Source organism: Mycolicibacterium parafortuitum (assembly GCF_002086815.1).
GTDB classification, from domain to species: domain Bacteria; phylum Actinomycetota; class Actinomycetes; order Mycobacteriales; family Mycobacteriaceae; genus Mycobacterium; species Mycobacterium parafortuitum.
Window position 1 is genome coordinate 60,151 of record NZ_MVID01000008.1, and the last position, 15,838, is coordinate 75,988.

At 70.4% G+C, this 15,838-nt stretch carries 3 protein-coding genes; 1 reads left to right on the forward strand and 2 read right to left on the reverse strand.

Annotated features, from left to right (window positions below):
* Nucleotides 1-57 precede the first annotated feature (57 nt).
* Nucleotides 58-3,063: an MMPL/RND family transporter gene (locus BST38_RS11670; protein ID WP_083143457.1), complete on the reverse strand. Its 3,006-nt coding sequence runs from the start codon at nt 3,061-3,063 to the stop codon at nt 58-60.
* 78 nt (nt 3,064-3,141) lie between these two features.
* Nucleotides 3,142-4,563 (reverse strand): condensation domain-containing protein, encoded by a 1,422-nt coding sequence (locus BST38_RS11675; RefSeq protein ID WP_083143458.1) that lies wholly within the window; start codon nt 4,561-4,563, stop codon nt 3,142-3,144.
* Between the two features lie 240 nt (nt 4,564-4,803).
* On the opposite strand from BST38_RS11675, the gene BST38_RS11680 reads away from it, so the two are divergent.
* A complete protein-coding gene (locus BST38_RS11680; RefSeq protein ID WP_083143459.1) occupies nt 4,804-15,831 on the forward strand; it encodes a type I polyketide synthase in 11,028 nt (3,675 codons plus the stop codon).
* Nucleotides 15,832-15,838: the final 7 nt, after the last annotated feature.

Genomic DNA, 15,838 nt, shown 5'->3' on the forward strand with positions numbered 1-15,838 from the left:
TGGGAGGAACCCGCTGACCATTGCTCCTGACCCGCTCGTGTCGAAGTTTTGCATAGATCAGGTGTCCGCGCTAACCCGTTCGCGAGCCGGCGCCGCGACCCGCGACGGCCACCAGTTCGCCCGCCCCAGCAACGTCGCGACCGCGGGCACCAGGATGGTGCGCACGACGAAGGTGTCCAGCAGGATGCCGACGCCGATCACGAATCCGCCCTGCACGACGATCCCGATGCTGGAGAACAGCAGACCGGCCATCGACGCGGCGAAGATCAATCCGGCCGCGGTGATCACGCCGCCGGTCGAGCCGAGCGCGCGGATGATGCCGAACCGCACGCTGTGCGGGGAGTCGTCGCGCATCCGCGACACGAACAACATGTTGTAGTCGGCGCCGACGGCGACCAGCACCACGAACGCCAGCGGCGGCACACTCCAGTGCAGCTGCTGACCGAGCATCAGCTGGAACACCAGCACCCCGACACCGATCGCGGCGAAATAGGACACCACTACCGAACCGACCAGGTACAGCGGCGCGATCAGCGAGCGCAGCAACAGCATCAGCACCAGCGTCACGATGATCAGCGTCACGACGATGATGAACCGGATGTCGTGCTCGTAGTAGTCGCGGGTGTCGCGCAGCGCGGCGGGGAAGCCGCCCATCGAGATCGTCGCATCGGACAGCATGGTGTTGGGCTGCGCGCCGCGGGCGATGTCGCTGATCGTGTTGACCTGGTTCATCGCCTCCGGGCTGAACGGGTTGAGCTTGGTCTGCACCAGGTAGCGCACCGAATGCCCGTCCGGCGAGATGAACGCCTCGGCGGCCTTCTGGAACTCGACGGCGCCCAGCACCTCGGCCGGGATGCTGAAGCCCGCCATGTTCGAGCTCGCCGCGTCGTTGCGCATGGTCAGCAGGAACGCCGCGGCCTGGTCCAACCCGGCGGCCATCACCTTGATCTGCTCGACGAGCTGATCGACGCCGCCGGCGACCTGACGGCTGCCGTCGGCGAGCCGGTCGGCGCCGTCCTCAAGGTCGGCCAGGCCGGCCCGGGCCCCGGACGGGGTGTCGAGCCCCATCGCCGAGATCGCGTTGGTCAGCTTGGCCAGCGCGGAGTTCAGCTGGTTGACCGTCGCGGTCAGGCTCTGCCGGTCGTCGACGCCCTGGAGCTGGCCGGCGAGCTGGTTGATCTCGTCCACCCGGCCGTCCTCGCGGGCCGTCATCAGCTTCTCGAACTGCATCCGGGTGTCCACGCACGACGGATTGGCGTCGCAGACCCGGTTGCCCTGCAGCGCGGCCAGCACCGGGCCGATCCAGGCGAACATGTCCTTGACCGCGCGGAAGTTCAGGCCCATCGACAGCCCGAGTTTGTTGACGCTGTCGACGAGCTTGGCGGCGGTCGCGACGTCGCGCACCAGTTTGTCGCCGCCGTACTCGGTGCGCACCGACGAGAACGTCTCGATCAGCCCGCGCAGGCTCGGCGCGATCTCGTTGACCTGGGTGCGCACATCGCCGAGGCTGTCCGCCAACTCCGTCGCGCCGTCGGCCAGCGTGTTCAGGTCACCACGGCGTTCACCGATCTGGGCGGAGCCGGCGGCCAGCCGGTCCCCGACGATGCCGGCCTGGAAGGTGGCCCGGAACTCGGCCGGAACCTCCCCCAGCGGCCGGGTCACGCCGCTGACCAGCGCGACGTCCGGCAGCTGCGCGATCCGCGACGCCATCTGCTCCAGGTCGGCGAGGGCCTGCGGGTTGCGCAGATCCCTGGGCGACTGCACCAGGATGTACTGCGGGATCGACTGGCTGACCGGGAAATGCCGTTCCAGCGCGGCGTACCCGACCGAACTCGGCGCCGACGCCGACACGGCCTTGCGGTCGTCGTAGTTGTAGTTCGCGACGATCGCGAGGCTGCCGAGCAGCACCAGCACCAGCGCGCTGGCCACCAGATGCGGCACCGGCCGGCGCACGATCCGGATCCCGGAGCGCCGCCAGAACAGCGCGGTCAGCTCGCGGCGCGGTTTGATCCAGCCGCGCGGGCCCGCCAGCGTCAGGATCGCCGGCAGCAGCGTGATGCCGGCCAGGTAGGCGACGCCGATGCCGATCGCGGCCGACACCCCGATCGTGCGGAACACGCCCATCTTCGCGAAGCTCATCGCCAGGAACGTGATGCCGACGGTGGTCGCCGATGCGGTGATGACCTTGCCGATCGAGACCATCGCCGCCCGCACCGCGTCGTCCGACTGCGAGCCCTGCCGCAGATAGTCGTGATACCGGCTGATCAGGAACACCGCGTAGTCGGTGCCGGCACCGGCCAGGATCGCGCTGAGGAACACGATGGACTGATTCGACACCCCCGAGCCGGTCAGCTCGGAATACGCCGCGACCACCCCCTGGGCGATCAGCACCGACGATCCGATGGTGATCAGCGGCAACAGCATCGTGACCACGTTGCGGTACACCAGCAGCAGCACCCCGAGCACCAGCACGGCGATCGCGATCTCGATGGGCAGCCGGTCCTGCTCACCCGCCACGGTCAGGTCCGCGACGGTCGCGGCGGGGCCGGTGATGTAGACGTGCAGCGAGTCTCCGGCCGGCCCGGGATCGGGCACCTCGTGCCGGATGACCTCGGCGACCCGGTTGAACGATTCGTAGGCCCGCGGCGTGCCCAGCTCCCCGACCAGGCTGACCGGCAGCACCCAGGTGGTCTTGTCCTCGCTGGTCAGGAACTGCCGCAGTTGCGGGGTGCTGACGAAGTCCTGCACCGACACCACGTCGGCGACGTCGTCGCGCAGCGCGTCGACGACGTTGCGGTAGGTGACCTCGTTCTGCGGGCGCAGTCCGGATTCGTTGATGAACGCGACGACGAGCAGGTTGTCGGACCCGGACTCGTCGAACGCGACGGCCATCCTCTGGGCGGTGACGCTCGACGGTGCGTCGGCGGGCAGGATCTGCAGTGGATGCTTGGCGGCCATCTCGCCGAGCGACGGGAACGACAGCGGCAGCGCCACGGCCAGCGCGATCCACATCGCGATGACCACCCACGGCCGGCGCACCACGACATCGGCTAGCCGTCGCATATCGGCCGCACCTCCGCCCTGCACCGCCGCAATCGCAGGACTGCGGTGGGATGGCCAAACCCTGCGACGGTTTTCACGCTACGCGACGCGTCCCCAGTTGCCCGTGTCCGCGACGAGCGCGGCCACCGACCTCATGGTCCGCATATATCGTTCGACCGATTTCTTCGCGACCGGATTGTCGGGATGCATGATCGCCATCTCGACGCCCTGGTCGTACCGGAAGATGTAAATGGTGAGCTGATAGGAGTACCGGCCGTCCGGATAGATGCCGATGTTGTCGGCCAATCCCATTTCGGCCGCCGCCAGAATGGCGTTCATCGGTGCGGCACCGCCGTGGAAGAAATTCGACACCGGGAAATTCGGCCGCGGCCAGCGCAGCCACGGCGCCAATTCCAGCACCCGGTAATACGGCACCTTCGCCATGTTCAGGCCCGAGTCGAACGAATTCTGCGCGGCCCACGCGGCATCGCCGAATGATGCCGCGCCGATCGGCACGGTGATCGGAATGAGGCCGGTGAACCAGCCTTGGGTCATGAAATTGTCCGATCCGCTGCGCGAATCCCGTGGCGTCAGCCCGTAATAGGTCAGCGCACCGGTCAATTCGTGTTCGACCTGCGCCAGGCAGGCGAACAGGCCGCCGACGAACCGCGCGCCCGCCGCCCCGCACGCCGCGTCGAACCGTTCCGTCTGCGCCGCGTCCAGCAGCGGTTCGGAGGTCATCACGCTGCGGGTCGAATCCTGCGGATTGCCCAGCGGTAGCGGGAATTCGGGAAATCCGTCGGCGTTGTTCTCGGCGTAGTCGATCCAGGCGCGCACCCCGGGGGAATCCTCGGTCAGCTCCGCGGTGAACTCTCGTTCGCGGACGCAGAATTCGTCGAAACTGCCGGCGTCGGGAAGTGTCAGCGCCTGCCCGCCGCCGCTGAGCGCCGAATACATGCCGTTGGCTTCCATCATGGTGGTGCCGATCAGGGTCGCGTCACCGTGCACGTGATCCATCGACGCGAAGAAACTGAAATGGTCGTCGCCCTGAATGACGCCGAACGTGAAACAACCCCACTCGAGCGGGCTCGGGATCGCGATCACGTGCTGGTGGATCTCATCGACGGTCATATGGCCGTGTTCGACCGGCACGAATTCGATGTCGGCGGGGTCTTCGAGGGCGTGCCGGACGAATTTCCCGTCGGGCCCCTCGGCGAACCAGCTGCGGAATGTGTCGTGCCGTCGCAGATAGGCGTTGACGGCGTGATCCATCGCGGCGATATCGCATCGGCCGGCCACATCGCAGCTCGCGATGATCTGCCGGGAGAAGTTCAAACCGGCCGTCGTGCGTTCACAGTAGTTACGCAGATGCTGGCCCTGCATGAAGCTGACCGGAACCGTGCTGACCGGGGCCTGGCGGGCCTTCTCGATTGACGCCTCCGTCGGATGCCAGGAGATGACGTTTCCGGGCCGAAGCGACCATTCCTCAAGTGCGCCAACCGTGATCTTGCCGATGCGCAATGCGTGGTCCTCCCCCAGTACTGCTCTGTCGTGCCGGTTCGGTGATCCCGCCGCAGCCGTGTTCGCTGGACAACATACCCAACGACCGGGCCCCGCCGGTGACGCCCGGTCGAAGAGGCAGCAACTTCCCCATGGCCCCCGCCCCCGTGCAATAGTGTCCGCGGGGGAGTTGGTTCTTGGGCGTGTCAGCTGTGCCGCGGGGCGGTGTTGCGACCGTCGATTCATGGGAGGACACACGGCATGGGATCCGCCGCACCATCGGGCGAGCCGACCCCTCGCTTCGCGATCGTCGGCTACGCCGCCAGGCTTCCGGGCGCCGCTGACGCCGGCGAGTACTGGGAGCTGCTGAGCGCGGGCCGCGACGCGATCTCCGAGGTCCCCGCGGACCGCTGGGACGTCGACGCGTTCTTCGACCCGGATCCGGCGGCTCCCGGCAAGGTGGTGACCCGGCGCGCCGGCTTCGTCGACGACGCGACAGGGTTCGACGCCCCGTTCTTCGGGATGTCGACCCGCGAGGTCCAGATGATGGATCCGCAGCACCGGCTGTTGTTGGAGACGGCCTGGCGCGCGGTGGAGCACTCGGGCACCGCACCGTCGGCGCTGGCGAACACCCGCACCGGCGTGTTCGTCGGCCTGGCCACGCACGACTACCTGGGCATGGCCTCCGACGGGCTGACCTACCCGGAGATCGAGGCCTACCTGGCCATCGGGACGTCGAACGCCGCCGCGGCGGGCCGGATCAGCTACCGGCTGGGCCTGCAGGGGCCCGCCGTCGCCGTCGACACCGCGTGCAGTTCGTCGCTGGTCGCCATCCACCAGGCGTGCCAGGCGCTGCAGCTGGGCGAATGCGACGTCGCACTGGCCGGCGGCGCGAACGTGATGCTCACCCCGGCCACGATGATCACGTTCTCCAACGCGCACATGCTGGCCCCCGACGGCCGCTGTAAGACCTTCGACGCCGCCGCCGACGGCTACGTCCGCGGCGAGGGCTGCGGCATCATCGTCGTCAAACGCCTCGAGGACGCGGTCCGCGACGGGAACCGGATCCGCGCGGTGATCCGCGGCAGCGCGATCAACCAGGACGGCGCCTCGGGCGGCCTGACCGTCCCCAACGGTGTTGCCCAGCAACGGGTTATCGCCGACGCGCTGAAGCGTGCCGGGCTGGCCCCCGCCGACGTCGACTACCTGGAGGCGCACGGCACCGGCACCTCGCTGGGCGACCCGATCGAGGCGCAGGCCGCGGGCGCGGCGCTGGGCGCGGGCCGGGATCCGAACCGCCCGCTGCTGATCGGCTCGGCCAAGACCAACATCGGGCATCTGGAGGCCGCGGCCGGCATCGCCGGTGTCCTCAAGGTCGTGCTGGCGCTCGAACACGAGACCCTGCCCAAGCACCTGAACTTCGAGACCCCGTCACCGCACATCCCGTGGGACCGGCTGCCGGTCGAGGTCGTCAAGGAGGCCGTTCCCTGGAGGCGCGGGAAGCGCGGCGACCGGCCCCGCATCGCCGGGGTCAGCTCGTTCGGCTTCGCGGGCACCAACGCCCACGTGATCCTCGAAGAGGCCCCCGTGGCGCCCGAGCCGGCACAGCCCGGCGCCGATGGACGCTTCGACCTGCTGCCGGTCTCCGCACGGACCCCGGGCGCGCTCGCGCGACTGGCCGCCGACTACCGCACCTGGCTGACCGAGCATCCGGACGCGACGCTGGCCGATGCGTGTCTGACCGCAGGCACCGCGCGCTCGCATCTGGAACACCGCGCCGCGATCGTGGTCAACTCCAGGGACTCCGCGATCGAGTTGCTCGGGGCCCTCGCCGACGACCGTCCCGCGCCGGGCCTGGTGCGCGGCGAGTCCTACGACACCCCAAAGACCGCGTGGCTGTTCACCGGGCAGGGCAGCCAGTACCCGGGTATGGCCCGGGAGCTCTTCGACACCGAACCGGTGTTCGCCGAGACGGTGCGCCGGTGCGCCGACGCGGTCGCCGGTCTCCTCGAAAAGCCGCTGCTGGACGTCATTTTCGATGTCGACGACGAGGATGCGCTGCGGCACACGACCTATGCGCAGCCGGCACTGTTCGCCGTGGAGATGGGTCTGGCCCGGTTGTGGCAGTCGTGGGGCTTCGAACCCGACGTGGTGCTCGGCCACAGCGTCGGCCAATACGCGGCGGCTTGTGTGGCCGGGGTGTTCAGCCTCGAGGACGGCGCCCGGTTGATGGCCGAACGGGGCCGGCTGTTCGGCAGCCTGCCCGCCGGCGGACGCATGGTCGCGATCTTCGCGCCGGCCGAGCGCGTCGAGAGCCTGACCGACGACTTCCCGGCGCTGTCGGTGGCCGCCTACAACGGCGCTAACACCGTACTGTCCGGCCCGGCAGAAGATCTGGAGAACGCGGTGGCCGGGCTGGTCGCCGACGGGGTGCGCTGCGACTGGCTGGAGACCAGCCACGCGTTCCACTCGGCGCTGCTCGACCCGATCCTCGACGACTTCGAGGCGTCCGCCGACAAGCTCGACGTCCATGCGCCGCAACGGATCCTGATCGACAACCGGACCGGTGCCGCGATCGGCAGGAGCGTCCGCCTGGACGGGGCGTACTGGCGCCGGCACGCCCGCCAGCCGGTCGAGTTCGCCAAGAGCGTGCGCACGCTCGCCGAGATGAACTGCAAGCTGCTGGTCGAGATCGGCCCGCGGCCGGTGCTGACCGCCGCGGCGTTGAGCGCATGGCCGGACCCGGCGACCACCCCGCGGGTGATCGCGTCGCTGCGCCGCACCACCGCCGACCAACGCCAGATCACCGAGGCCGTCGCCGACGCGTACGTGTTCGGGCACCTGCCCGCATTCGGCGCGTTCGGACGGCCGGGGGCCCGCAAGCTCGATCTGCCGACCTACCCGTTCGAGCATCGCCGGTACTGGTTCACCGACAAACAGGACCAGGGTTCTGCCGCCCCGGCTCCCGCTTCGCGCCCCGGGCAGGGCCGCACCGAGACGGTGCGCCTGCTCGAGGACGGCCGGATCGAGGAACTCGCCGCACTCCTCGGCGGCACCGAGACCGATCCCCAGACCCTCGACGTACTGAACCGTCTTGCCGCACAGCACAATCAGCAGCGCTCGACGGAGTCCATCGCCGACGACCGCTACCGGTTCCGGTGGGAGCCCTCGACCGCGGGCCCGCTCGGTGCGGACGCCGGCGAGGACATCACCTGGGTGGTGGTCGGTGACGACACCGACGCGACGCGCCCGCTCGTCGACGTGCTGGCCGCGCGCGGCAGCCGGTACCGCATCGTCGGGTTGCCGAAATCGGACGGCGAGGAGGCCGAGCTCGCCGGCGCGCTGCGTGCCGTCGCGGCCGAGGCCGACGCGCTACGGCTGGTACACGTCGCGGCGCTCGACGGCGCCGAGGCCGGCGTCTCGATGCGCTCGCTGCTGCGGATGCAGCACCGGATTCTCGGCGGAACCCGCCGGCTGTTCCGCGCAGCGGTGGCCGCCGAACTGCGCGCCCCGCTCTGGTTGGTGACCCGCGGCGCACAGCACGTCACCGACACCGACACCGTCGCGCCCGATCAGAGCTGCCTGTGGGGCTTCGGCCGGGCCGCGTCACTGGAACATCCGCAGCTGTGGGGAGGTCTCGCCGACCTGTCCCCCGTCGGCACCGAAGAATGGTCGCGGCTGCTCAATCGCATTGCGGCACCGCATGACCCGACGGTCCGCGAGGACCAGATCGCACTGCGCGACCAGACCGTCTACGTGCCCCGGCTGGTGCGCCGCGACGAGCTGCCCAGCGGCCGACCGCTCGGCCTGCGCGACGACGCCAGCTACCTGGTGACCGGCGGGCTCGGCTCGATCGGCCTCGAGGTCGCCGGATACCTTGCCGCACAGGGCGCCCGGAACCTGGTGCTGACCAGTCGTCGCACCCCCGGCGACGCCGCACAACAGCGCATCGACGCGTTGCGCGCCCAGTACGGCTGTCAGGTGCGGGTCGTGGCCGCCGACGTCGCCGACGCGCACGACGTGGCCCGGCTGCTGGCGACGGTGCAGGCCGAGCTGCCGCCGCTGGCGGGCATCGTGCACGCCGCCGGCGAGATCGGCACCACCCCGCTGGCCGAACTCGACGACGCCGAGGTGGACCGGGTGTTCGCCGGGAAGGTCTGGGGCGCCTGGCATCTGAGCGAAGCGGCGACGGATCTACAGCTCGACTTCTTCATCGGGACATCGTCGATCGCGTCGGTGTGGGGTGGCTACGGCCAGACCGCGTACGGCGCCGCCAACGCATTCCTCGACGGCCTGGCATGGCGGCTGCGCGAACAGGGCATCCCCGGCGTCAGCGTCAACTTCGGCCCGTGGGCGGCCGGGATGGCCGACGCGCAGTCACGCGCCCGGCTCGAGCAGCGCGGGATCAAGACGCTGTCGCCCGCCGACGCGCTGGCGGGACTGTCCGACGTGGTCACCGGCGCGGCGGCCGACGGCGTGGTGGCCCGGATCGACTGGGAGCGCTTCCTGCCGCTCTACCAGCAGGCCGGCCGCCGCGGGTTCCTCGCCGACCTGGAGCGCGAGGTGCCCGCCGCGGTCGTGGCCGCGACACCGTCGGGCCGGACCGCGCTGGTCGAACGGCTCACCAACGCTCCACTGCAGCAACGTAAGCGGATGCTGACCGACTATCTGCGCGACGCCGTCGCCGAGGTGACCCGCGTCGACGCCGCCGAGATCCGCGAGGACGCCGGGTTCTTCGATCTCGGCATGGACTCGCTGATGGCCGTCGAACTGCGCAGGCGCATCGAGCAGGGCATCGGCAAGGAAGTGCCCGTCACACTGGTGATGGACCAGCCGCGGCTGTCCGACGCCGCCGACTACCTGCTCGGCGACGTGCTCGGGCTGCGCGAGCCGGCGCAGACACGCGCGGTCGCTTCCGTCGTCTCCGGTGCCGCCGACGAGCCGATCGCGATCGTCGCGGTGTCCTGCCGGTTCCCCGGCGCCCCGGACCCGGATGCGTTCTGGGACCTGCTGGCCGGCGGTGTCGACGCGATACGCGAGGTACCCGAAGACCGGTTCGACATCGACGAGTTCTACGACCCGGACCCCGACGCCGCCGGCAAGACGTACACCCGCTACGGCGGATTCCTGGACGGCATCGACGAATTCGATCCCGAGTTCTTCGGGATCTCCCCGCGCGAGGCCGTCTGGATCGAACCCCAGCAGCGGCTGATGCTCGAAACCGTGTGGGAGGGTCTGGAACGCGCCGGGTACGCGCCGTCGGCGCTGCGCGGCAGCCGCACCGGGGTGTTCGTCGGCGTCGCCGCCAACGAGTACGCCCATCTGCTCTCGGCCGAATCCATCGACAAGATCGAACCGCACTTCATCACCGGCAACGCGCTCAACGCGATCTCCGGCCGGGTCTCGTTCGCGCTCGGGCTGGAGGGCCCGGCCGTGGCGGTGGACACCGCGTGCAGTTCGTCGCTGGTGGCCGTTCACCAGGCCACCCAGGCGCTGCGCTCCGGGGACTGCGACATGGCGCTGGCCGGTGGCGTGAACGTGCTGCTGAGCCCGGTCACCGTGGTCGCCGCGTCGCGGGCCCGGATGCTCTCGCCGGTCGGGCGGTGCAAGACCTTCGACGCGTCCGCCGACGGGTACGTGCGCAGCGAGGGCTGCGGTGTGCTGGTGCTCAAGCGCCTGAGCGACGCGGTCCGCGACGGCGACCGGGTGTGCGCGGTGATCGCCAGCAGCGCGGTCAACCAGGACGGCGCGTCCAGCGGCCTGACCGTACCCAACGGCGGTGCGCAGCAACGGCTCATCGGCAGCGTGCTGGCCCGGGCCGGGCTGACCGGTGCCGATGTCGACTACCTGGAGGCGCACGGCACCGGCACCCCGCTCGGCGACCCGATCGAGGTGCAGGCCGCCGCGGCGGCGTACGGCGGATCCCGCGATCCCTCCCAGCCGCTGCTGATGGGATCGGTGAAGACCAACATCGGCCACACCGAATCCGCCTCGGGCGCAGCGGGTCTGATCAAGGTGGTGCTGGCACTGCAGCACGGTACGTTGCCGCAGAGCCTGCACTTCGACACGCCGTCCCCGCACATCCCGTGGGATTCGTTGCCGGTTCGGGTGGTGGACAAGGCGATTCCGTGGCAGGCCAATGGCAGGCCGCGGCGCGCCGGAGTGAGTTCGTTCGGGTTCACCGGCACCAATGCGCACGTGCTGATCGAGGAGGCCCCTGACGAGCTGGCGGCGCGTGAGCCCGCCGATCCGGTCGAGCCCGCCGACGACGAGCCCGCCGCCCTCGAGCAGGCGCACGTGCTGGCGTTGTCGGCACGCTCGCCGGAAGCGTTGGTGGAGCTCGCGAACCGGTACGACGCGTGGCTTGCCGCGCATCCGGACGCCGCCCTCGCCGACGTGTGCCTGACGGCCGGAACCGGCCGTTCGCACTTCGAGCACCGTGCCGCTCTGGTCGTGGACTCGGTCGACGGCGCCCGCATCGGCCTATCCGATCTGGCCCAGAACCGGCTGCGGCCCGGGGTGGTGCGCGGGGAACACACCCAGCGCCCGACCACCGCGTGGCTGTTCACCGGACAGGGCAGCCAGTACCCCGGCATGGCCCGCGAATTGTTCGACAGCGAACCCGTTTTCGCCGAAACCGTGACGCGCTGTGCGGACGCCGTCGCCGACCTGCTGCCGCGCCCGCTGCTCGACGTGCTGTTCGCGAGCGGGCGCGAGGCCGGGGTACCCGCGTCCGAGACACTGAGGCACACCTCGTTCGCCCAGCCCGCGCTGTTCGCCGTCGAGATGGGGCTGGCCCGGCTGTGGCAGTCCTGGGGGATCGAACCCGACGTGGTGCTCGGGCACAGCGTCGGCCAGTACGCGGCCGCCTGCGTGGCCGGGGTGTTCAGCCTGGAGGACGGCGCCCGGTTGATGGCCCAGCGCGGCCGGTTGTTCGGCAGCCTGCCCGAGGGCGGGCGGATGGTCGCGGTGTTCGCCGACGCCAAGCGTGTCGAAGAGGTCGCAGGCGGCTTCCCCCGGGTCTCGGTCGGCGCGTACAACGGCCCGAACACGGTGCTGTCCGGTCCCGGTGACGATCTCGAGCAGATCGTCGCAGTCTTCGGCGAGGACGGGATCCGCTGCACGTGGCTGGAGACCAGCCACGCGTTCCACTCCGAACTGCTCGAGCCGGTGCTCGACGAGTTCGAGTCGTGCGCCGCGCAGTTGGAGTTCGCCGCACCCACCCTGCCGCTGGTGTGCAACCGCACCGGCGCGGTGCTGACCGGGCAGGCCAACCTGGACGCCCCGTACTGGCGGCGGCATTCGCGCCAGCCCGTGCAGTTCGCCGAGAGCGTGCGCACCGTCGCCGCGCTGGGCGCTTCGGTGCTGATGGAGATCGGCCCGCAGCCGGTGCTGACCGGCGCCGCGGTGCAGGTCTGGCCCGAGCATCTGCCCGCGCCGCGCGCGGTCGCGTCGCTGCGCAAGGGCGTCGCCGACCGGCGCCAGATCGCCGACGCACTGGCCGCCGCCTACATCGGCGGACACCAGCCCGATTTCGCCGCACTGCACCGCGAGCACGGCCACCGGCTGGAGATGCCGACCTACCCGTTCCAGCGGCGGCGCTTCTGGCCGAAATCGGCCGGGATGTCCCTCGACGGCGGTGGCGCCTCGGTCGGCTCCGGAATCCTGGGCAGCGGCAAGGATCTGGCCTCCGGCGATTCGGTCTACACCAGCCGGCTGTCGGTCAAATCGCAGCCGTGGCTGTCCGACCACGTCATCTACGGCACCGTCGTCGTCCCCGGTGCGACCTACGCGGCGATGGCGCTGGCCGCCGTCGGCACCCCGGCGCACGCGAAGGACGTGTTCTTCTACGAGCCGATCATCCTGCCCGAGAAGAGCTCTCGCGAGGTGCAGCTGACTCTGCATCCGGTGGGTGAGGGCGAGCACAAGTTCCAGGTGCACAGCCGTCCGTACGGTGAGCGCGGAGCGGAGTGGTCGCTCAACGCCGAAGGTGTGGTGGCCGGCGGAGCCGGCAATGCAGCCGGAGCCGGCGGAGCCGGAGAAGCAGCCGGGGCCGGCGGCCCGGTCGACGAGGCGACCGAGCGGCTGAACCGGATGCGCCCGCAGGACCTGTTCGAGACTTTCGCCGACCTGGAGCTGGCGTGGGGCCCGACCTGGTCGGGTTCGCTGAAGTCGCTGTGGCTCGGCGACGGTGAGGCGATCGGCGACATCCTGGTCGGCGCGGAACTGGCCGAGCAACTCGGCACCGAGCCGATGCACCCGGTGCTGATGGACTTGTGCACCGGCGTCGCGTTCCCGGCGTTCCCGGCGCTGCTGGCCGCCGAGCAGGGCGTCAACGACCTGTACCTGCCGCTGCGGTACGGGCAGGTCAGCCTTCAGGAGAAGATGCCGCGCCGGTTCTACTGCCGGGCACGCTGGCACGAGGGCCCGCTCGACAGCGAGACGCAGGTCTTCGACATCGACTACCTGGACCGCGACGGCCACCGGCTCGGCGGGATCACGGAGTTCACGGTCAAACGCGCACCCCGCGAAGCGCTGCTGCGCGGACTCGGCGGTGACGCCACCCGGCTGCTGTACACGCTGGGGTGGCACGAGGTGCCGGTCCAGGAAGGCCCCGAGGACGGCTCGGAGGCGGGCCCGACCGGCACCTGGCTGGTCGGCGGCTTCGCCGAGCTGGCCGCCGCGGTTCCGGGCTGCATCGCGGCCGAGCGCTCCGGTGACCGGGAACCGTTGGGACAGCTGTTGATCGATGCCCACGAGCGGGGACTGCCGTTCTCCGGCGTGGTGTGGCGCGCCGCACAGGCACCGGCGCTCGAGTCCGGCACCGAGACGGCCGCACGACTCGAGGCCGAGATCGCCGACCTGCTCAGCGCCGTCCACGCACTGCAGGGCGGCGATGTGAAACTGCCCGGCGGGCTGTGGATCGTCACCGAGCGGGCCGTCGCCACCGAGTCGGCCGAGCCCGTCGACCCGGTGCAGGCCGCGCTGTGGGGCTTCGGCCGCACCACGATCAACGAAGAACCTGCGCTGCGCTGCCGGCTGATCGACAGCGACGGTTCCGCCGAGGCCGTGCAGGCGCTGGCCGGCCTGCTCGCCGCACCTGTCGACGAGCCGGAACTGGCAGTGCGCCAAGGGAAGCTGCTGGCCTCCCGGTTGCTGCCGTGGTCGCGCAGCGGGCATCTGACGGTGCCCCGCGGCGGTGACTTCGTGCTGGCGCCCACCGAGCGCGGCGCGATCGACAACCTGCGGCTCACCGAGACGGAGGTGCCACCGCCCGACCAGGGTTATGTGCAGGTTCGGGTCGAGGCAGCGGGGCTGAACTTCCGTGACGTCCTCAACGTGCTGGGTCTCTACCCCGGCGATCCCGGGCCGATCGGCGGGGACTTCGCCGGCGTGATCACGCAATTGGGCGACGGCGTCACCGGGCTCGAAGTGGGCCAGCGGGTCTACGGATCGATGCAGGGCGCGTTCGCGAGCCGGTTCAACGTTCCGGAGCAGTTCGTCGCGCCGATCCCCGACGGGGTGACCGCGGTGGAGGCCGCGACGATCCCCGCCGCCGCGCTCACGGTGCGACTGTCGTTCGACTGGGCCGCACTCAAGCCGGGTGACAAGGTGCTCATCCACGCCGCCAGCGGTGGCGTGGGCCTGGCCGCGGTCCAGATGGCGCAGCGATGCGGCGCGACGGTGTTCGCGACCGCGAGCACCTTCAAGCGCGCGACACTGCGCAAGCTGGGCGTGGAGCATGTCTACGATTCGCGCACAACGGAATTCGCGGACCAGATCCTCGCCGACACCGACGGTGCCGGCGTCGACGTGGTGCTCAACAGCCTGACCGGTGAGGGGTTCATCGAAGCGACGCTGCGGGCCACCGCCCAGGGCGGCCGCTTCGCCGAGATCGCCAAACGCGACATCTGGCCGGTCGAGCGGATGGCCGAGGCGCGCCCCGACCTCGCCTACGAGATCGTGGCACTGGACACGGTGATGTTCACCGAACCGGAGCGAATCCGGGATCTGCTGACCGAGGTTTCAGAGGGCCTTGCCGGAACGGAGTGGACCCCGCTGCCCGCCGAGGTCTACCCGCTGACCGAGGCCAGGGCCGCGTTCCGGCGTATGCAGCAGGCGCGCCACATCGGCAAGATCGTCGTACAGATCCCGAATCCGCTGCAGCCGCAGCAGGATCGCAGTTATCTGGTGACCGGCGGGCTCGGCGCGATCGGTCTGCACACCGCCGCGTATCTGGCCCAGCTCGGCGCCGGCGCCATCGTGCTGACCAGCAGGCGGGCCGCGGACGCGCATGCCGAACAGGTCATCGCCGACATCGCGGAGCGCTACAAGACCCGAGTGCACGTGTTCACCGCGGACGTCGGCGACGAGGACGATGTCGCCCGACTGCTGACGCGCATCCGCGCCGAGCTGCCCCCGCTGGCCGGGGTGGTACACCTGGCCGGGGTGCTCGACGACGCACTGCTGTCGCAGCAGAGCCTAGACCGGTTCCGGACCACGTTGGCCCCCAAGGCGTTCGGCGCCTGCCACCTGGACCGGCTGACCCGTGACGACGACCTGGACTTCTTCATCGTGTCGTCGTCGGTGTCGAGCCTGTTCGGCTCACCCGGCCAATCGAACTACGCGACCGCCAACGCGCTGCTCGACGGTCTGGTCGCGGCGCGGCGGGCCCAGGGCCTGCCCGCGACCGGGGTGAACTTCGGGCCGTGGGCGCAGGGCGGCATGGCGTCGTCGGAGGCCGCGGCGGCCAACATCACCGCCCAGGGCCTGATCCCGCTGGAACCGTCGGCGGCCCTGGCCGCGCTGGCCGAGGTCGTCGCGAACGGGACGGCGCAGGCCACCGTGCTGAAGGCGAACTGGGCTCGCGCGGCGAAGGTGCTGGGCAGTTCACGCCCGCCCCTGCTGGACCTGGTCCTGCCGAGCGCCGCGGGCGAGGTGTCCGGGGACAGCGAGCTGCTCAAGCAGCTGCAGGAGATCCCGGTGCCGCAGCGGGCCGGCTTCGTCACCGAGTTCCTCCAGCGCGAGGTGCAGAACTTCCTGCGGCTGGCGCAGCCGCCGGCGGCGACCGCACGCTTCCTGGACCTGGGCACCGACTCGCTGATGGCGATCGAGCTGCGCAACCGGCTGCACAGCCAGTTCGGTGGCGCGTTCACGATCAACGCCACCGCGGTGTTCGACTACCCCACCATCGGGGGGCTCGCCGAGTACCTCGTCGGTCAGCTACCCGACGCCGAGGCGCCGGCCGAGGCGCCCCCGCAGGAAACCGGTTCCGACGTCACCGAATGACCACATT